General features: G+C 63.1%; 16 protein-coding genes and 1 other RNA gene. 13 read left to right on the plus strand and 4 right to left on the minus strand.

The features are described from left to right. Positions 1-14: 14 nt before the first annotated feature. The 3 genes from rpoD to FHS89_RS06690 all read right to left on the minus strand — a co-directional run bounded on the left by rpoD (position 15) and on the right by FHS89_RS06690 (position 4544). Positions 15-2024 (minus strand): RNA polymerase sigma factor RpoD, encoded by a 2010-nt coding sequence (rpoD, locus tag FHS89_RS06680; RefSeq protein WP_184009812.1) that lies wholly within the window; start codon positions 2022-2024, stop codon positions 15-17. A 97-nt stretch (positions 2025-2121) separates the two neighbouring features. After that, complete coding sequence (gene dnaG / locus FHS89_RS06685; protein WP_184009814.1) at positions 2122-4071, minus strand: DNA primase; 1950 nt, start codon at positions 4069-4071, stop codon at positions 2122-2124. A gap of 41 nt (positions 4072-4112) precedes the next feature. Then, positions 4113-4544 carry a nucleoside deaminase gene (locus FHS89_RS06690; protein WP_184009816.1) on the minus strand — a complete coding sequence of 144 codons (432 nt, stop codon included), beginning with the start codon at positions 4542-4544 and terminating at the stop codon, positions 4113-4115. Between the two features lie 429 nt (positions 4545-4973). Between FHS89_RS06690 and FHS89_RS06695 the strand changes: the two genes are divergently transcribed. Both FHS89_RS06695 and FHS89_RS06700 read left to right on the plus strand, forming a co-directional pair. Further along, entirely contained in the window at positions 4974-5819 is an 846-nt protein-coding gene (locus FHS89_RS06695) for a pseudouridine synthase (RefSeq protein WP_184009818.1), read from the plus strand. A gap of 64 nt (positions 5820-5883) precedes the next feature. Next, a complete protein-coding gene (locus FHS89_RS06700; RefSeq protein WP_184009821.1) occupies positions 5884-6543 on the plus strand; it encodes an HAD-IA family hydrolase in 660 nt (219 codons plus the stop codon). Here the strand turns inward: FHS89_RS06700 and FHS89_RS06705 are convergent. Then, positions 6526-7140 carry a hypothetical protein gene (locus tag FHS89_RS06705; protein WP_184009823.1) on the minus strand — a complete coding sequence of 205 codons (615 nt, stop codon included), beginning with the start codon at positions 7138-7140 and terminating at the stop codon, positions 6526-6528. The genes FHS89_RS06700 and FHS89_RS06705 overlap by 18 nt on opposite strands. Before the next feature lie 84 nt (positions 7141-7224). On the opposite strand from FHS89_RS06705, the gene FHS89_RS06710 reads away from it, so the two are divergent. From FHS89_RS06710 to murD, 11 genes are all read left to right on the plus strand, one after another. Continuing rightward, positions 7225-7914, plus strand: a complete 690-nt coding sequence (locus tag FHS89_RS06710; protein WP_184009825.1) for an N-acetylmuramoyl-L-alanine amidase — start codon at positions 7225-7227, stop codon at positions 7912-7914. 35 nt (positions 7915-7949) lie between these two features. Further along, positions 7950-8332, plus strand: an RNA gene (rnpB, locus tag FHS89_RS06715) — RNase P RNA component class A. Positions 8333-8768: 436 nt separating this feature from the next. After that, positions 8769-9251, plus strand: coding sequence for a hypothetical protein (locus FHS89_RS06720; protein ID WP_184009827.1), 483 nt, complete (start codon positions 8769-8771; stop codon positions 9249-9251). Next, entirely contained in the window at positions 9248-10252 is a 1005-nt protein-coding gene (rsmH, locus tag FHS89_RS06725; RefSeq protein WP_184009829.1) for a 16S rRNA (cytosine(1402)-N(4))-methyltransferase RsmH, read from the plus strand. The genes FHS89_RS06720 and rsmH overlap by 4 nt, the downstream gene beginning before the upstream one ends. After that, a complete protein-coding gene (gene ftsL, locus FHS89_RS06730; protein ID WP_184009831.1) occupies positions 10249-10650 on the plus strand; it encodes a cell division protein FtsL in 402 nt (133 codons plus the stop codon). The genes rsmH and ftsL overlap by 4 nt, the downstream gene beginning before the upstream one ends. Then, complete coding sequence (locus FHS89_RS06735; RefSeq protein ID WP_184009833.1) at positions 10647-12440, plus strand: peptidoglycan D,D-transpeptidase FtsI family protein; 1794 nt, start codon at positions 10647-10649, stop codon at positions 12438-12440. The genes ftsL and FHS89_RS06735 overlap by 4 nt, the downstream gene beginning before the upstream one ends. A 71-nt stretch (positions 12441-12511) precedes the next feature. Then, on the plus strand, positions 12512-13981 hold the full coding sequence (locus FHS89_RS06740) for a UDP-N-acetylmuramoyl-L-alanyl-D-glutamate--2,6-diaminopimelate ligase (protein ID WP_184009835.1): 1470 nt from the start codon (positions 12512-12514) through the stop codon (positions 13979-13981). Continuing rightward, positions 13978-15441: a UDP-N-acetylmuramoyl-tripeptide--D-alanyl-D-alanine ligase gene (locus FHS89_RS06745; protein WP_184009837.1), complete on the plus strand. Its 1464-nt coding sequence runs from the start codon at positions 13978-13980 to the stop codon at positions 15439-15441. Before FHS89_RS06740 ends, FHS89_RS06745 begins: the two co-directional genes overlap by 4 nt. Continuing rightward, complete coding sequence (gene mraY / locus FHS89_RS06750) at positions 15441-16529, plus strand: phospho-N-acetylmuramoyl-pentapeptide-transferase (RefSeq protein ID WP_184009839.1); 1089 nt, start codon at positions 15441-15443, stop codon at positions 16527-16529. Before FHS89_RS06745 ends, mraY begins: the two co-directional genes overlap by 1 nt. After that, a complete protein-coding gene (locus tag FHS89_RS06755; RefSeq protein WP_184009841.1) occupies positions 16526-17170 on the plus strand; it encodes an SDR family NAD(P)-dependent oxidoreductase in 645 nt (214 codons plus the stop codon). Before mraY ends, FHS89_RS06755 begins: the two co-directional genes overlap by 4 nt. Positions 17171-17190: 20 nt before the next feature. Next, positions 17191-18597 (plus strand): UDP-N-acetylmuramoyl-L-alanine--D-glutamate ligase, encoded by a 1407-nt coding sequence (murD, locus tag FHS89_RS06760; RefSeq protein WP_184009843.1) that lies wholly within the window; start codon positions 17191-17193, stop codon positions 18595-18597. The last annotated feature ends 251 nt before the right edge of the window (positions 18598-18848 follow it).

Below are 18848 nucleotides of genomic sequence, written 5' to 3' on the forward strand. Positions count from 1 at the left end.
TGTTCCTTTGCAGATCACTGATCCAGGAAACTCCGCAGCTTCCGGCTCCGGCTCGGATGTTTTAGCTTGCGCAGAGCTTTTGCTTCGATCTGGCGGATCCGTTCGCGGGTAACGCTGAACTGTTGGCCGACTTCTTCGAGCGTGTGATCCGTGTTCATCCCGATGCCAAACCGCATCCGCAGGACACGCTCCTCACGCGGGGTGAGGGAGGCGAGCACGCGGGTCGTGGTCTCTTTCAGGTTGCCCTGAATGGCCGCATCAAGTGGCAGGACCGCGTTCTTATCCTCGATGAAATCACCAAGCTGCGAGTCTTCTTCGTCGCCGATGGGTGTCTCTAGCGAAATCGGCTCCTTGGCGATTTTCATCACCTTGCGGACCTTGTCCAAGGGCATTTGCAGCTTTTCGGCCAGCTCCTCAGGCGTCGGCTCCCGGCCGATTTCATGCAGCATCTGGCGGCTGGTGCGCACCAGCTTGTTGATCGTCTCGATCATATGGACCGGAATACGGATCGTGCGGGCCTGATCCGCGATGGAGCGCGTGATCGCCTGCCGGATCCACCATGTTGCATAAGTGGAGAATTTGTAGCCGCGCCGGTATTCGAACTTATCCACGGCCTTCATCAGGCCGATATTGCCTTCCTGAATAAGATCGAGGAATTGCAGACCCCGGTTGGTGTATTTCTTCGCGATGGAGATCACGAGCCGCAGGTTTGCCTCGACCATTTCCTTCTTGGCGATCCGGGCCTCTTTCTCGCCCTTTTGCACCTGTTGGACGATGCGGCGGAATTCGGAGATATCGACGCCAACATATTGGCCGATCTCTGCCATTTCATTGCGGACGTTCTCAATCGCCTCGCCATGGCTTTCGATGATCGTGTCCCAACCGCGGCCCTGCTTTTGTGACACACGCTCAAGCCAGCCCGGCTCAAGCTCCGCACCGCGATATTCGTCGATGAAATCGCGGCGGTTGATGCGCGCGCGGTCCGCGATTTTCACCATATCGCTGTCGAGCGACATGATCTTGCGATTGATGCCGTAAAGCTGATCAATCAGCGCTTCGATCCGGTTGTTGTGGAAATGGAGCGAATTGACCAATTCCACGATTTCCGAGCGCAGCCGCTGATATTCCAGTTCCCGCTGGGTGGAGAAGGTCGCGTCATGGGTGAGCGTCGCTTCCATCCGCTGTTCCTGCATTTCCGACAGCAGGAGATAGTCCGTGGCGATCCGCTCCAGCGTTTCCAGAACGCGCGGCTTGAGTGCGGCTTCCATCGCGGCGAGCGACAGGTTCGCCTGATCGTCCTCGTCATCCTCGTCATCGGTGGACGCGGTTTCGCCGTCTCCGTCGCCTTCGGAGGATTTCTCCTCGGCGGCAGGTGCTGCGGGGGCTTCGGTGGTGTTGGCGGGGGTGGCTGTGTCGATCACGACCTCCTCGTCGCCATCCTCATCCATCGAATTGCCAAAGGTGGTTTCAAGGTCGATCACGTCGCGCAACATGATCTCCTCGTCGCGCAATTCGTTCAGCCAGATGGTGATCGCCTGAAAGGTCAGCGGGCTTTCGCACAGGCCCGCGATCATGGTGTTGCGACCCGCCTCAATCCGCTTGGCGATGGCGATCTCGCCCTCACGGCTCAACAGTTCGACCGAGCCCATTTCGCGCAGATACATCCGCACCGGATCATCGGTCCGGTCGAGCGTCTCGCCCGCCGCCGTCGTGGTCGCCAATTCGCGGGAGGAAGATGTGCTTGTGGTGCCGTCATCGGTGGGGGCGTCGTCCTCATCCTCGGCTTCTTCGTTCTCGACCACGTTGATGCCCATTTCGGACAGCATCGACATGACATCTTCGATCTGTTCGGAGGACACCTCGCTTGATGGCATCACCTCGTTCAATTCGTCATAGGTGATGTAACCGCGGGATTTTGCGGTGGCGATCATCTTTTTGACCGCCGCTTGGCTCATATCGAGCATCGGGCCTGCGCTGTCCTGCGCGTCGTCGTCTTTGCCCTGCTCGAGATCTTTTGCCGCCATGGGTCACTCCGTCCGCTTGTCTGAGTCGCCTGAACCGACTCACTTAGTGCGTTTTCGCGCGAAACCGAATCAATGATTCGGCCCGCGCGTGAACTTGCTATCGTTTCTTTACCCAGATTTCGTCCTTAACGAAACTCGACAACAGGTCGGCAAGGTCGGTCTCATCCCCGATCACCCGCGCATCGTCCTGTCCGATCCCGCGCAGCCCGGTATCGCGTGCCGCCACGGCCTCTCTGAGCCGCCATTCCGTCCGGTCGTCTTCTTCATCTGCGGGTTCCTCCGCCACGTCGCGCAATTCGCTCGTCATGCCCTGGATCGCAGTCTGGCGCGCGATCTCTTCGCGCAAGGCTTGCGCTGCATGGTCTGGATTGGCACCGGGGCCAAGATGGGGGTGGCTGCGCACATGGCCGATGGCCGTCAGTTTTTCAATGCAATCAAAGCCCAACCGCGCACTCACTTCACCCGCCAGATCAGCGTCACCTAAGTGCTCGGCCAAACAAGACAAGAGCACGTCGCGCATTTTTCCCAGATCGTCACAGGCAAAACCAAGCCGCTCAAGGGCATCCTCATGCTCCATGGCGAGGCTGGGATGATTGAGGCACACATACAGGATCGCACTTTCCCGAATGCGCGCGCGCGAGGCCGGATCATCCGCCGATTGCGCCAGCAGGGAGGCCCGCGTGCTGGCCGCTGGCATCACCTCCTGGGCGCGCCGATTGACGCGCGCGGGCTGCCACCGGTTTTCCGCCTGTTGGGGGCGGTTGCCGCCGAACAGAAGCTGCCGCCGCTCCCTGATCGCCTCTCCGTAATGGCGCCGGATGGATGGATCGGTGATCCTGCCGATCGCCTTGCGCAAGGACGCATCAAGGGCGGCGCGCCGTTCCGGGCTGTCGAAATTTTTGCCCTCGATCTCCCGCTCCCAAAGGATATCGACCATCGCGCGGGTCTCCTCCAGAAGGGCTGCCATGGCTTGCGGGCCTTGCGCGCGGATCAGATCGTCGGGGTCTTGCCCTTCGGGCAGGATCAGAAACCGCAAGGACCGCCCCGGCTCCAGAAGCGGCAGGGCAGTGTCCACCACCTTGCGCGCCGCGCGCAGCCCCGCCGCATCGCCATCGAGTGCGATGACCGGCTCGTCCACAACGCGCCACAACATGCGCAACTGATCGGCGGTGACGGCAGTGCCAAGGGGAGCGACGGCATGGCTGAACCCGGCCTGCGCCAGCGCGATCACGTCCATATAGCCTTCGGCCACGATCAGGGCCTGCGCTTTGCCCGCAGCCTCCCGCGCGGGGCCGATATTGTAAAGCGCACGGCTCTTGTCAAAAAGTGGCGTCGCCGGACCGTTGAGGTATTTCGCCCGTGCATTCGGATCCATCGCCCGCCCACCAAAAGAGATGCATTTCCCGCGCGCGTCCCGGATCGGGAACATGATCCGCCCCCGGAACCGATCATAGGGGCTGCCGCCATCATCGGGCTGAATGGCAAGCCCGGCTTCAACGATCTGCGCCTGATCGAAACCCTTTGCTTTCAGATGGTCCAGAAGATCGGTCCTCCCATCGGGGGCAAAGCCGATCTCAAACCGCGCCACTGTGTCCGCACTCAGCCCGCGCCCGTCGATATAATCCCGCGCGGCCCGCGCACGCGCGCCATTGAGGTTGGTGCGGAAATGCCGGACGGCAGCCTCCATCACGTCCCACAGGCTCGCGCGTTTCTCCGCTTCCTTCGCGGCACGCGGATCACGGGCGGGCATCTCCATCCCGGCCTCGCGGCACAGCATTTCAACCGCTTCCATGAAGGACAGGTTTTCGGTCTCCTGCACGAAGCCATAAACATTGCCCTTCGCCTGACACCCGAAGCAGTAGTAAAACCCCTTCTTGTCATCGACGTGGAAAGACGCGCTTTTCTCTTGATGAAACGGGCAAGGAGCCCACCAATCGCCCTTGGCCTGATTGGTTTTCTTCATGTCCCAAGTGACCTTCCGCCCGGCAATGGCAGACAGGCTCACGCGGTCGCGCAATTCATCAAGAAATCCGGGTGGCAGGCTCATGGGTTTAATATCGGCGTTGCAACCCCGTCCGGCAAGGGCCGCTAACGCCGTTCGGCAAAGAACTGCCGCAGCAGCGCGGCGCTCTCCCGCTCGGCGATGCCGGGGTAGATCTCGGGCACATGATGGCATTGCGGGTGCGAAAAGACGCGTGGACCCTGCTCGACACCGCCTGATTTTGGATCGGATGCGCCGTAATAGAGCCGCGCGAGCCGCGCGGCGCCGATCGCGGCGGCGCAGATGGGGCAGGGCTCAAGCGTGACATAGAGGTCCAATCCAGTGAGACGCTCCGACCCGACAATTTGACAGGCGGCGCGCAGGGCAAGGATCTCTGCATGCGCAGTGGGGTCGCGCATCTCCCGCGTGCGATTGCCCGCCTTGGCGATCACTTGGCCGCTGGGTCGTGCAATGACCGCCCCAACGGGCACCTCGCCCCGCGCGCCGGCGGCGCGGGCCTCTTCAAGTGCGATATCCATAAATGTTTGAAACTCGACCATCCTCTTAGTTGCCTCGACTTCCAACCCGATGACAAGGGCAGGCTCCCGCCCGTCGTTCCGTCGCGTGCGCTCCGTCCTCCCGTTTGGCCGGGCCGGCGCTGCGCGCCGGTTCAAGATTGCGCCGAGGTGCTTGAGGAACAGGTCTGTTCCTCAAATCACCTTCCTAATTGTGGGTGTCACGATTCGCCCGCGCGTCAAGGCCGCTCGTTCCTCGGACCTTGACCCACAGCCGAATCGCTGGGGCTGCTCTAGCGCCGCCCGTCCCAATTCACTTTCTTCAAATATACCCCGCCGGAGGCACCCGCCCGCGTCAGCGGGCGGCCCGGCCCAAAGGGAGCGGCCCGGAGGGCCAGCGACGTGCGGGAGGGTTTCGTTGCAGTTCCGCGTGAAGCTGTGTATCGCCACGTCATGACCCAGTCAGAACATCAGGGCGACCGGATCGCCAAAGTCTTGTCCCGCGCGGGCGTCGCCTCTCGACGGGAGGCGGAGCGTATGATCCTTGACGGGCGCGTGCGCGTGAATGGCGTGCAGATCGACAGCCCGGCGCTGAACGTCTCCCCGAAGGACCGCATCCTCGTCGATGGAAAGCCCGTGGGTGCCGCAGAGCCGATCCGCCTGTGGCGCTATCACAAGCCGCTGGGTCTTGTGACCACGGAGCGCGACGAGAAGGGTCGCAAGACGGTTTTTGATGATCTGCCGGAAGATATGCCACGGGTTCTCTCCATCGGGCGGCTTGATCTCAACTCCGAGGGGTTGTTGCTCCTGACCAATGATGGCGCGCTCAAGCGTCGGCTTGAGTTGCCCTCCACGGGCTGGGTGCGCAAATATCGGGTTCGCGCCAAGGGCACCGCGGATGAGCCGCTTCTCGACCGCTTGCGCAAAGGGGTTGAGGCGGATGGTGAGCGGTTTCAGCCGATGGATATCACGCTCGACCGGGTGCAGGGCGCCAATGTGTGGTTCACGGTTGGCCTGCGCGAGGGCAAGAATCGCGAAGTGCGCCGCGCCTTTTCCGTCATCGGGCTGGAGGTGAACCGCCTGATCCGCATCAGCTACGGTCCTTTCCAGCTTGGCCAGCTTGAAAAAGGAGCCGTGGAGGAGGTGCGTCCGAAGGTGCTGCGGGACCAGTTGGGCCTTGATCCCACGGCTGCCCCACTTGCCGCAGCCCGCCAAAACCCAGCGGCGGACCCATCCAAATCAGCACGCAAACCCGCACGCAGCCGGCAACAGCGCGGCCCCGCAAAGCCGCGAAAATAACCGCTGGCCAAGTGCTGCCGATCCCGCCAGTATTCCCCCATAGGTTGAACGCTCAGGGGGCAGCATGACACCATCGGCAATCCTGTTCGGCTCAATCGGCACGCTGGTTGAGACATCGGAACTCCAGCGCGCAGCGTTCAACGCCGCCTTTGTGGAGCAAGGCCTCGATTGGGTTTGGGATCAAGACACCTACCGCGCGATGCTGGTCGTGCCGGGCGGGCGCGGGCGCATTCAGGCTTTCGCGGAGCTTTCGGGCATTGATGTCGATGCCGAGGCGCTCCATGCCCGCAAAACGGCCCTATTTGATACAGCGATCATTGAGCGCGGCTTGCACCTTCGGCCCGGTGTGGCGGATGTGATCGACCGCGCGATGGACAAGGGCGTGAAGCTGGGGTTCTGCACCACGACCTCTCGCGCCAATATCGACGCTATCTTCACGGCCCTGTCGGGGGAGTTGAACCGAGCGGCCTTCGATTTCATCTCCGAGGCGCGCGCGGGATTGCCCCCGAAACCCGACAGCGCCGTTTACCACGAAGCGCTGCGTGCGCTCAAATTGACGGCGACAGAGGCGATCGCAGTTGAAGATTCGGCAGGCAATCTGGTCGCCCCGCAAGTTGCCGGCATTCGGGTGATCGCGTTTCCGGGCGAAAACACGTCCAATGATCCATTCCTCGGGGCGGTGGATGTGGTTAAAGAGTTGAAACCGTCATTGTTCGGTCTGTGAGCCGGGCAGGCCCGGCGGCAGAAACCCGGCGGCGAGCACGGCCCGGATCGGGGCAGGGGTCAGGGCCCGCACGCGGATCGATGGTGGCTCCGTGCTTTCATACCCCTGCCATGTCCAGCCCCACGCACCGGACGCAGCCTTCAGGATCGGCGTTTGTCCCATGGTGCACATCGCGCCATAGGGCAAATCGGCCCAATCCATCAGCGCCTCGCCCCGTTTCCGTCGGGCTGGATGCAACACTCTGTCCATATCGTCCGCACGCGGCGGGGCGCTGAGGCCAAAGGCAATCGCCCATGCGGATGCAAAGCGCCGCGCTTCCGCCCGCTGGCATTCATAGCAGGGGCGATGCCCCGCAGAGAGGGCCGTGGAGGCATCCAGAAAGAACAACTCGGTATATCCATCGCCCATCACGCGGCGCCGTCGCCCCTTGAACTGGGTTACGCAATAGATCCACCGCTTTGATGCATGTGCCCGACAGATGCGGCCATCCCCATCGTGAAGCCGCCCGCCGCGATTGCCCATCACGCCGCCGCGCACCGGCAGGGCATGGAGCGTTCCATCGGGATGCACGCGGTTCTGGTAGGGGCGGGATCGCATGCCTTGATCCTATCGCGCCCGGCGCAAACCGCAAAACCTCAAGTGCATCTGGACAAGCGCGGTAACCCCGCGTTCAGTACCCTCATGACCGACGCTCTGGACTGTATCGCGCATCCCTCGCCCAATCACGGCCCCCGAAAAGGGGAGGGGGCCGTTGATATGATCATCCTCCACTATACCGCGATGGAAACCGGCCCCGCGCTGGAGCGCCTGTGTGACCCGGAATGGGAAGTGTCCTGCCATTACCTCATTTGCCCGCAGGGGCAGATATTCCAGCTTGTGCCGGAGGACCGCCGGGCATGGCATGCAGGGCGTGCGCGTTGGGGCGATGTGAGGGACGTCAACAGCCGCTCCATCGGGATCGAGTTGGCCAATCTGGGCGATCATCCGTTTGCGCATCGGCAGATGGAGGCCTTGATTGCGCTTGTGGGGGATATCCGCGCGCGCCACTCTATCCCACCGGAGCGGGTTTTGGCCCATTCCGACATCGCGCCAGACCGCAAGACCGATCCGGGCGCGCGGTTCGATTGGGGGCGATTGGTGCGCGCGGGTCATGCCATCGCTCTGCGTGCGGAGCCGCGCTCGATGGATGAGGAAGCGTTTGGCGCAGCCCTTGCCCGCGCAGGCTATGACCCGGAGCAGTCCATGGCGTGCCTTCTCGCGGCGTTCCGGTTGCGGCACCGTCCGGGCGCGGCGGCAGGGCCGCTTGATGCGATGGATATGGGGCTTGCCCATGAGCTTGCGTCCCGCTTCCCTTTCTCTGCGGCGGATTGACGGCGCGCCACGCAATCCGCTAACCCCTCTCTCGTGCGGAGGGCTGGACGGTCGCGCGATGCAAATCGTGAGGAAAGTCCGGGCTCCATCGGAGCGATGACGCCGGGTAACGCCCGGCCGGGGCAACCCGAGGGACAGCGCCACAGAGAACAGACCGCCCCTGACATCAGGGGTAAGGGTGAAACGGTGGGGTAAGAGCCCACCGCGGCCTTGGCAACAAGGCTGGCATGGCAAGCCCCGTCAGGAGCAAGGCCGAATAGGGACCGCGCGGGGGCATGACCCCCAGGGATGCTCCTTCCCAGTGGTCCGGGTTGGCTGCATGAGCGCAGGAGCGATTCTGCGCCCAGACGAATGACCGTCCACGAGTGGTACTTCATACCACTTTGGACAGAACCCGGCTTACAGGCCCTCCGCACATAACTTTCTGGAACATTTCAGAGCGGCCAGATATCTACATATTGTGGCTAAATCTGGACTGAGCACCAATAGTGGATCACTACTTCAGAAATACTCAGAAAAAGGCTCAAGTGGGCCAAAGTGGCCTAAAGTGGCTTGATTTGGTGCGCTGTCTCGCGTATCAATAATTCACGGTAAAGCGGTAACGGCATTCAGAGGGCGCAAAGCCCCGTCGTACACAAAACAAAGCATGGCAGGCTTCATACAGGCGCCGCATTTACCACACGACGATGGCCACCCGGCATCGACCTGGACGAGCAGAAAAACAGGCGGCGTCGGGTGCGGGCATCCGAGGGACAGGACGGCGGGTCGCGCGGAGCAGGCGGACCCGCCGTTTTCCGTTCGGCCCACAACACAGGCGAGGCATAAGTGTGATCGAGCGGTTCGGCGGAGAATGGGTGCATACGGTAGACGGCAAGGGCCGTGTCTCCGTGCCTGCACTGTTTCGCCCGATCATCCGCGCCAATCACCCCGGGCTGGAGCCGGAAGCAAACCCCACCGTTATCATGATCCACGGCATTCAGGATCCCAACTGTATCCATGGTTATACGGTCAGGGAGTGGAACAAGCTTGCCGCCGAAATCGAGGATATCCCGGAATATACCGAGGAGCGGGACGCCTATGATGCGGTGTTCATCACGCCCGCCTTGCCCCTAGACCTTGACCCCAATGGTCGCATCATTCTGCCCAAGGCCCTGCGGGAGAACGCGAACATCAACGGCAAGGCCGTGTTCGTCGGCACCAGCAACACGTTCCAGATTTGGAACCCCGACGCATTCGAGGCGAAACGGGCCAGCGCGCGCGCTTATTTCGACAGGCAGGCGACGACCGGGCCCCGCTTCCCGCGGTTGGGCAAGCGTAAAGAGAGTGTCTCAGAATGACCGACGCACCCCACATTCCGGTGCTGTTGGATGGGGTGATCGCGTCCGCGGCACCGGTGGGGGGTGTTTGGCTTGATGGGACGCTCGGCGCGGGGGGCTATACCCGCGCGCTGCTTGATGCGGGCGCAGAGACGGTCATTGGTGTGGACCGTGACCCCGATGTCATAGCCGCGACCCCCGGTTGGGCCGATGCTTACGGTGCGCGGTTCACGCTGGCCGAGGGGCGCTTCGGTGAGTTGGACGCGCTGGCGCGTGCGGCGGGGCATGAGGCGATTGACGGTGTCGTGCTCGATATCGGCGTATCCTCGATGCAAATTGATCAGGCCATGCGCGGCTTTTCCTTTCAGAAAGACGGTCCGCTTGACATGCGCATGAGCCAGACCGGGCCATCTGCCGCCGATCTTGTGAACACCATGTCAGAGGCGCAACTGGCCGATGTGCTGTTTCAATATGGCGAGGAGCGGGCTTCGCGCCGGATCGCGCGCAAGATTGTCGAGGCGCGCAAGGCCGGGCCGATCACCACGACCGGCGCGCTGGTCAGCCTGATTGAAAGCTGCCTGCCGCGCCCAAAACCTCACGATCCCCATCCCGCGACCCGCAGCTTTCAGGGTCTGCGTATCGCGGTGAATGGCGAATTACGCGAGTTGTTTCATGGGCTTGCCGCCGCCGAGCGTATCCTTGCGCCGGGCGGAAAGCTTATCGTGGTCAGCTTCCATTCCTTGGAGGACCGGATCGTGAAGCGGTTTTTCCAGTTGGCCTCCGGGCGGGGTGGGGCGGCGAACCGCCATGCCCCGATCACCGAAGAGGCACCGGCCCGCTTTGATCTGATGACACGCCGCGCGGTGGTGGCGGATGACGCGGAACTGAGCGTCAACCCGCGCGCGCGCTCCGCCAAATTGCGCGCCGGCACCCGGACGGACGCGCCCGCGCTGCGGCCCGATCCGCTGGCCCTTGGTCTGCCCCGCCGGGATGTTTCTATTTTGCGAGAGGAGGTCCGATGAAAATCTTTCTCAATGTCCTTCTGGTCGGTCTTGTGGTCGCGGTCGCGACATGGGCCTACCGCGTGAATTACGCCACCCATGACGCGCTGGATCGGGTGGAGGTGCTGGAGATGGCCATCGCAGGTGAGCGCGATGCGATCAATGTGCTGCAAATCGAATGGGCCTATCTCAACCGACCTGAACGGCTGGCCGAATTGGTCGGGCAGTATTCCGATCAACTGGGCCTGATGCCGATGGATCCGGGCCATTATGGAGAGGTCGCGATGATCTCCTTCCCGGTGGAAGACCCCTATATCGGTGCACCCGCGCAGCGCCTTGCCTCGGTCGGGTCAGAGCCGATGCTGCCGATGACGCTGGAGGAAGCGCGCGCTTGGATCGCGCGGGAGGCAAGCCAATGATCCGAGTGCCTCTGCGCCCCTTGGCCAAGGTGATCGCCGCCCGCGAAATGGGCGAAAACCCTGATGTGGCGGAGGCAGAGCGCCGGGCCGCTGCCCTCCGTGTGCGCCGCGTCCGCGAACGCCGCCGCGCGGAAAAGCGCCTGATCCTCGTGGCCTGTGTCGTCACGCTCGCCTTTGGCTGGGTCGGGTTTCGGATGGGCGATCTGTCTTTCAGCGGTGACGGGCGGGTGATGAGCGCGCGTGCGAGCGAAGTCCTGCGCAATGCCCGCGCCGACATCGTGGATCGGAACGGCGAGGTTCTCGCCACAAATCTCAACACATCCTCCCTTTATGTCGAGACGCGGCACATGGTGGACAAGGACGCAGTGGCCGATGGGCTGGCCGCGATCTTCCCCGATCTGGACCGCGATACGCTGCGCGCACGGTTTGACGCGCCCGGCAATCTGCATTGGATAAAGCCGCAGATCAGCCCGGAGCAGGAACAGGCCGTGTTTGACCTTGGCCAGCCGGGCATCTTTTTTGGCAGCCGTCAGATGCGGGTCTATCCCAATGGCCAGCGGCTTGGACCCATCCTTGGCGGGACGCGCTATGAGCGGGCGGACACGACCGGGGCCGAGATTATCGGCATCGCGGGGCTGGAGAACGGTTTTGAGGAGCGGCTGAGCGATCCCGCGCGGGTGGATGAGCCACTTGTCCTCTCCATCGACCTGCGTGTGCAGACCGCCATGCGGGACGTGCTGGCCGCTGAGATGGAGCGGCTTGATGCGCGCGCCGCTGCGGGCATCCTGATGGACGCAAACACGGGCGAGGTCATCTCCATGGTGTCCTTGCCGGATTTCGATCCGAATAACCGGCCCGGGTTTGGTGGGTATGCGGGCGACAGCCCGTTGTTCAACCGCGCAAGTCAGGGGGTGTATGAGCTTGGCTCCACCTTCAAACCCTTTTCCGCTGCTCTCGCGATGGAGATGGGGGTCGCCACGCCCGAGACGATGATCGACACGCGCGGGCCGTTGCGCTGGGGGCGCTTCTCCATCGGGGATGTGCACCGGATGGACCCGCAGATGAGCGTCGCCGACGTGATCGTGCAATCCTCCAACGTCGGCACCGCGCGATTGGCGCTGATGACGGGGACCGAAGCGCAGCAGGATTTCCTGCGCGCCTTTGGCCTGATGGAGCCCACTGGGCTGGAACTGCCCGAAGCACGGCTCGCCCGCCCCATCACGCCGGAGCGGTGGTCAGACCTGTCGACAATGACGATCAGCTATGGCCATGGCATTTCCGTCTCTCCGCTGCACATGGCGGCGGCCTATGCGACGCTGACCAATGGTGGGCTGCGGGTGGAGCCGACGCTTTTGGCCGGGGCCGAGCGCCCGGGTGAGGAGGCGCGCGTCATCTCCGCCGACACGTCGGCGGCAATCCGCACAATGCTGCGCCGCGTGGTGGCGGAAGAGGCCGGAACGGCCAATTTCGCAGAAGTACCGGGTTATGAGGTGGGTGGCAAAACCGGTTCTGCTGATAAACCATCGGCCAGCGGGGGTTATGACCGGGACAAGGTGATCGGCACCTTTGCTGCAGTGTTCCCCACCAGCGCGCCGCGCTATGTTCTGGTGGTCACGCTTGATGAGGCAAAGACCTTTGCCTACGGGCGCACATGGCGCACCGCCGGGTGGACGGCAGCGCCTGCATCGGCGAAAGTCATCCGCAGAATCGTGCCCATTCTGGGTATGCGCCCCATGCCGTCCGCACCACCGGCTCCGCTGGTGGATGTGACATTGACCGGGTTGCGCTGACCCACCGATGAAAAAAGGCCGCGAGGCACCAAAAATAAGGCTTTGCAGTGACAAATGCTGATCTTCTCCGCTTGCGTCTCAGGGATGATGCGGCGTTTTTCGGACCAGACCTTGTTGGCCCCCTGACGGGGATCGCCGTTGACAGCCGGGATGTGAAACCAGGGTTTCTGTTTGCGGCCTTACCCGGCTCAAAAATTCATGGCGCGGAATTTGCCACTTATGCGCTGCGCATGGGGGCAGTTGCTGTCCTGACGGACGCCGAAGGCATGCGCTATCTGATGGACGAGGGGCTGGACACCGCCGCCCCCGTCATCGTGGCGAAGGACGCGCGCCTGTCGCTCGCGCGCGCTGCATCGGTCTGGTATGGCGCGCAGCCCGAAACCATCGTCGCGGTTACGGGCACCAATGGCAAAACCTCCGTTGCGACCTTTCTGCGCCAGATATGGCAGGGGCTGGGGCGGCGCGCCGTGAATTTCGGCACCACGGGTGTCGAGGGCAGCATCACGCGGCCCCTTAGCCATACTACGCCGGAGCCAGTGACGCTGCATGCGCTGCTGGCCGATCTGGCGGGCAATGGCGTGACCCACGCGGCGATGGAGGCGTCCTCCCACGGGTTGGACCAGCGGCGGCTTGATGGTGTGCGCCTTGCTGCAGGCGGGTTCACGCATCTGAGCCGCGATCACCTTGATTATCACGAAACGATGGAAGCCTATGCGGAGGCCAAGCTGGGCCTTTTCTCGCGTGTGCTGCCCGAGGATGCGACAGCAGTGGTCAATATCGACGATCCCATTGCGGCGAAGGCTGGCGTGGTCGCGCAGGATCGGGGCCTTGGGGTGATCAGCACCGGGCGCAATCCTGCGGCGATGCTGGCGCTGACCGGGACGGAATTTCATGACAAGGGGCAGGTCATCCATTTCACCTATCGGGGTGTGACCCATTCTGCCGACCTCGCGCTTATCGGCGGGTTTCAGGCAGAGAATGCACTGCTTGCCGCGGGCCTCGCCATTGGTGCGGGGGAGGATGCAGAGGAGGTGTTCGCGCAGCTTGAGGGCCTCGGCGGCGTGCGCGGGCGGATGGAGCTTGCCGCGACGCGGCAGAACGGTGCGCCCGTTTATGTCGATTATTCCCACACGCCTGATAGCGTTGCCACAGCGCTCAAGGCGCTGCGGCCCCATGTGGCAGGACGGCTCATCGTTGTCGTGGGCGCTGGGGGGGATCGTGATCCGGGCAAGCGGCCGATGATGGGCAAAGCCGCTGTTGAGGGCGCGGATATCGCCATCATTACTGATGACAATCCCAGAACCGAGGACCCCGCGCTGATCCGTGCGGCTGTCATGGCAGGGGCGCCGGGTGCCACGGAAGTGGGCGACCGGGCGGAGGCCATTTTGCGCGGGGTCGATATGCTGGGCCCCGAGGACGCGCTGCTGATCGCGGGCAAAGGGCATGAAACCGGGCAGATCGTGGGCTCCGAAATTCTGCCCTTCGACGATGCGGAGCAGGCCCGCGCGGCGGTCACAGCCCTTGACCGGGGTGGGCTATGACCATTTTGTGGACAGCGGCGGAGGCCGCAGCGGCAACCGGTGGGCGCGCGACCACGGATTGGGCGGCGACCGGAGTGTCGATTGACACGCGCTCCCTTGCCGCTGGCGATATCTTCGTCGCCCTGACCGATCAGCGCGATGGCCATGATTTCGTCGCACAAGCCTTAGAGAAGGGGGCAGCCGCGGCGCTTGTGTCCCGCGTGCCGGAGGGCGTCGCCTCTGACGCGCCGCTTCTCATAGTGGAGGACGTGCTCCCTGCACTTGAGGCGCTTGGCCGTGCCGCCCGTGCCCGCAGCCGCGCCAAAGTGATCGGCGTCACCGGATCGGTCGGCAAGACCGGCACCAAGGAGATGCTGCGCGCGATGCTGGAGGTGCAGGGCCATGTCCACGCCGCCGAGCGCAGCTTTAACAATCACTGGGGCGTGCCCCTCACGCTGGCCCGCCTGCCGAAAGATGCGGATTTCGCGGTGATCGAGATTGGCATGAACGCGCCGGGTGAGATTTCGCCCTTGTCGCAAATGGCCCGCCCCCATGCCGCGATCATCACCACTGTCGCCGCCGTCCATATCGAGAATTTCGAGAATATTCAGGGCATTGCCCGCGAAAAAGCTGCGATCCTGGATGGTCTGGAGCCGGGTGGGGCGGCGATCCTCAACCGCGATATCGAGACCTATCCGATCCTGAACCGGCGGGCGCGCAGGCTTGGCGCCCGGATTGTGAGCTTTGGCGCGGCGGGGCGCCCGACATACCGTTTGCGCGATGCGCAGATGACAGAGGACAGCACGCAGGTGGAGGCGATGATTGCCCGCCAGCCGCTTCTGTTCAAGATCGCGGCTCCGGGCCTGCATCTCGCGCTCAACGCGCTCTCCGCCCTTGCGGCGGTGGAGGCCGTGGGCGGGGATGTGGCGCAGGCCGCTCTTGCGCTGGGCCAATGGCATGCACCCGATGGCCGGGGCGCGCGATGGACCCTATCGCTCGGCTCGCAGGGCGTGGATGGCACGGTTTTGCTGATCGACGACGCGTTCAACGCGAACCCAACCTCCATGGAGGCGGCTTTGGGCGTGCTGGCGGCGATTGCCCCGAAAAACGGCGTGGGCCGGGTGCAGAAGGGCCGCCGCATCGCCTTTCTGACGGATATGCTGGAACTGGGGTCGGAGGCAGAGGCGGCGCATGAGGGTATCGCGGACTTGCCGGTGCTCAAGGGCGTGGACCGCATCCATTGCGCGGGCCCCCTGATGCAGGCGCTCCATAACAGCCTGCCCCATGACAAGCGGGGCGAATGGCATCCATCGGCGGAAAAACTCGCATCACGGGCCGGTCGGCTCTTGGATGCGGGCGATGTGGTGCTTGTGAAAGGATCGAAGGGGTCTAAGGCCTCGCGCATCGTTGACGCGATGCTCAAACTGGGGCAAGCGACCCGCGCGGACATTCCCCGCGCATTCGAAGACGGAGAGGGCTAATGCTCTATTATTTGACGGCCCTGTCCGATGGCGGCGACTTTTTCAACCTGTTTCGGTATCTGACCTTCCGGTCGGGCGGTGCGTTTTTTACCGCACTATTCATCGGCCTCTTTTTTGGCCGTCCGATGATCGCAGTGCTGCGCCGCCAACAGGGTAAGGGCCAACCAATCCGCGAGGATGGGCCGGAGCGGCATCTGATCGAAAAAGCGGGCACGCCAACGATGGGTGGCCTGCTGATCCTTGTGGCGCTGACGGTCGCAACGCTGATGTGGGCGCGCTGGGACAATGGCTATGTCTGGATGGTGCTCTTGGTCACGCTCGGTTTCGGGCTGATCGGGTTTGCCGACGATTATGGCAAGGTGAAGCGTCAAAACAACTATGCCGGGCTGTCGGGACGGTTGCGGCTCGCCATTGGGTTCGGCATTGCCGCGATTGCCGGATGGTGGGCGATGCAAATGCATTCGCCGGAGCTGTCGGGCCATCTTGCCTTCCCGATTTTCAAGGATTTGTTGCTGAACCTGAGCTTCCTGTTCATACCGTTTGCGATGATCGTGATCGTGGGTGCCGCCAATGCGGTGAACCTCACGGACGGTCTTGATGGGCTTGCGATCATGCCAGTGATGATTGCGGCGGGCGCGTTCGGGATCATCGCCTATCTGATCGGGCGTGTGGATTTCACCGATTATCTTGATGTGCACTACGTCGAAGGCACCGGGGAGGTCAGCGTGTTCTGTGCCGCGATCATTGGCGCTGGGCTTGGCTTTTTGTGGTACAACGCCCCGCCTGCGGCCGTGTTCATGGGCGACACCGGATCGCTCGCGCTTGGTGGCGCGCTGGGTGCGATTGCGGTTGCGACCAAGCATGAGATCGTCTTGGCCATCATTGGTGGCCTGTTCGTGGTGGAGGCGCTGAGCGTCATCATTCAGGTCGCTGTCTATAAACGCACCGGCAAACGGGTGTTCCTCATGGCCCCGATCCACCATCATTTCGAAAAGAAGGGATGGGCGGAAAGCACGATCGTCATCCGCTTCTGGATCATTTCCCTGATCCTTGCCCTGATCGGGCTTGCCACGCTGAAGCTGCGATGAAAACGGCGCTGGTGACCGGGGCAAATCGGGGCATTGGCCGCGCGATTGCCGCGGGGCTGGCAGCGCAGGGTATCCAAGTTCGGGTGGGCGCGCGGAATCTGGCGGATGCCGTCAGGGTGGCCGATGAGATCGGCGGTGAAGCCGTCGAGATTGACCTTGAAAGGGCCGAGACATTCAGCGCGGCGGACGGCGTCGATATCCTCGTGAACAACGCGGGCGTGCTGGGGCAGGGGCCGTTCCTGACCGATCCTGATGGATTTGCGCAGCATATGCAGGTGATGCTGCATGGCCCTTATGCGCTGATCGCGCGCGCGGTGCCCGGTATGCAGGTGCGCGGCTATGGTCGCATCGTCAACCTGTCCTCGGGATGGGGCAGCTTTGCCGAAGGGCTGGACGGCCCGCATGCCTATGGTGTGGCGAAAGCCGCGCTTAACGCGCTGACCCTCGCGCTGAGCCGCGAATTGCCCGCCTGTGTTAAGATCAACGCGATGTGTCCCGGCTGGGTGCACACGCGCATGGGCGGTGAAGCCGCCCCGCGCAGCCCGGAGGAGGGTGCAGACACCGCGCTCTGGCTTGCAACCCTGCCCGAGAGCGGCCCGACCGGGGGCTTTTTCCGGGATCGTGCGCCGATTGACTGGTGACGGAATGAAAGGATAACGGGATGATCCCTGTTCGTGGATATCAGGACCGCAAAGTTGGCGTTTTGGGCTTGGGCCGGTCGGGCATGGCCACGGCGCACGCGCTGCGTGCAGGTGGGGCGGAGCCGATCTGCTGGGATGACAGCCCCGACCGGCGGGCGGAGGCAGAGGCCGACGGCTTTGCCATTGCTGACCTGACCAAGGATGCAAGCTGGTCCGGTATCGCTGCGCTGATCGTATCCCCCGGTATTCCGCACCTTTATCCCACACCCCACCCGGCGGTGACGCTGGCGCAATCGCATGGCGCGGTGGTCGACAATGATGTCGGCCTGTTCTTCCGGTCCTTCGCGACGGAGGAATGGGACATGATGGAGAACCCACCCCGCGTCGTGGCCGTCACGGGCTCTAACGGGAAATCCACGGTGACCGCACTTATCCATCATATCCTCAAGGAAACCGGGCGCATGGTGCAGATGGGCGGCAATATCGGTCGCGGTGTGCTGAGCCTTGATCCGGGGGAGGATGGGGAGGTTTTTGTGCTGGAATTGTCGAGCTACCAGATCGAGCTTGCCCGCGCACTGACCCCCGATATCGGAGTGTTCACCAATCTATCGCCCGATCATCTGGACCGTCATGGCGGGATGGGCGGCTATTTCGCGGCCAAACGACGGCTGTTTGCCGAAGGCGGCCCGTCGCGCGCGGTGATCGGTGTGGATCAGCCGGAAGGCCGATTCCTCGCCGCACAATTGCGCGAACGCGAAAGCGATGGTGATCCGGTGATCCGCATCTCCAACGGGAAACTGACCGGGGATGGGTGGCATGTGTTTGCACGCAAGGGGTGGCTGGCGGAATGGCGGCGGGGCCGGCAGGTCGCGTCTTTTGACATGCGGGATTTCAGGGGGCTGCCGGGCGCGCATAACCATCAGAATGCCTGCGCGGCCTATGCCGTGTGCCGCAGTCTGGGCCTGAACCCGCGCGATGTTGAGGCTGCCATTTCCCGCTTTCCGGGCCTGCGCCATCGCTGCCAGATCGTGGGCGAAAAAAACGGGGTCCGCTTTGTGAATGACAGCAAGGCGACGAATGCGGATGCCGCCGAACAGGCGCTCAGGGCGTTCAGCAACATCCATTGGATCGCGGGAGGCGTGGCGAAAGAGGGCGGCATCGCGCCGCTCTTGCCCTTGCTGGACCGGGTGAAGAAGACCTACCTGATCGGTGAGGCTGCGGAGGCGTTTGCCGCGACGTTGCGCGACACTCCTCACGAAATCTGCGGAACGATGGTGGCGGCTGTCGATGCGGCCCAGAAAGCGGCCATCCCCGGCGATGTGATCCTGCTTGCGCCCGCCTGTGCGTCCTTCGATCAGTTCACGAGCTTTGAGGCGCGTGGCGAAGCATTTGAAGCACTGGTGGCGAATATCCTCGCAGCGAAATAGCCGGGAACGACCCGGAGCGCTCCCGCACGTCGCCACCTCATCAGAGATGAGGCGGCTCCCTTTGGGCCGGGCAGCGCCTACGGCGCTGGGGCTGCGCCTGTCATGAGGTGTTTGAGGAACAGGCCTGTTCCTCAAATCACCCGCTCAATTGTGGGCGTCACGATTCGCCCGCGCGTCAAGGCCGCTCGTTCCTCGGACCTTGACCCACGGCCGAATCGCGGGGGCCGCTCTTACTTCACCAAGTCCAATTC

This window comes from Rubricella aquisinus (assembly GCF_014199445.1).
Classification (GTDB): domain Bacteria; phylum Pseudomonadota; class Alphaproteobacteria; order Rhodobacterales; family Rhodobacteraceae; genus Rubricella; species Rubricella aquisinus.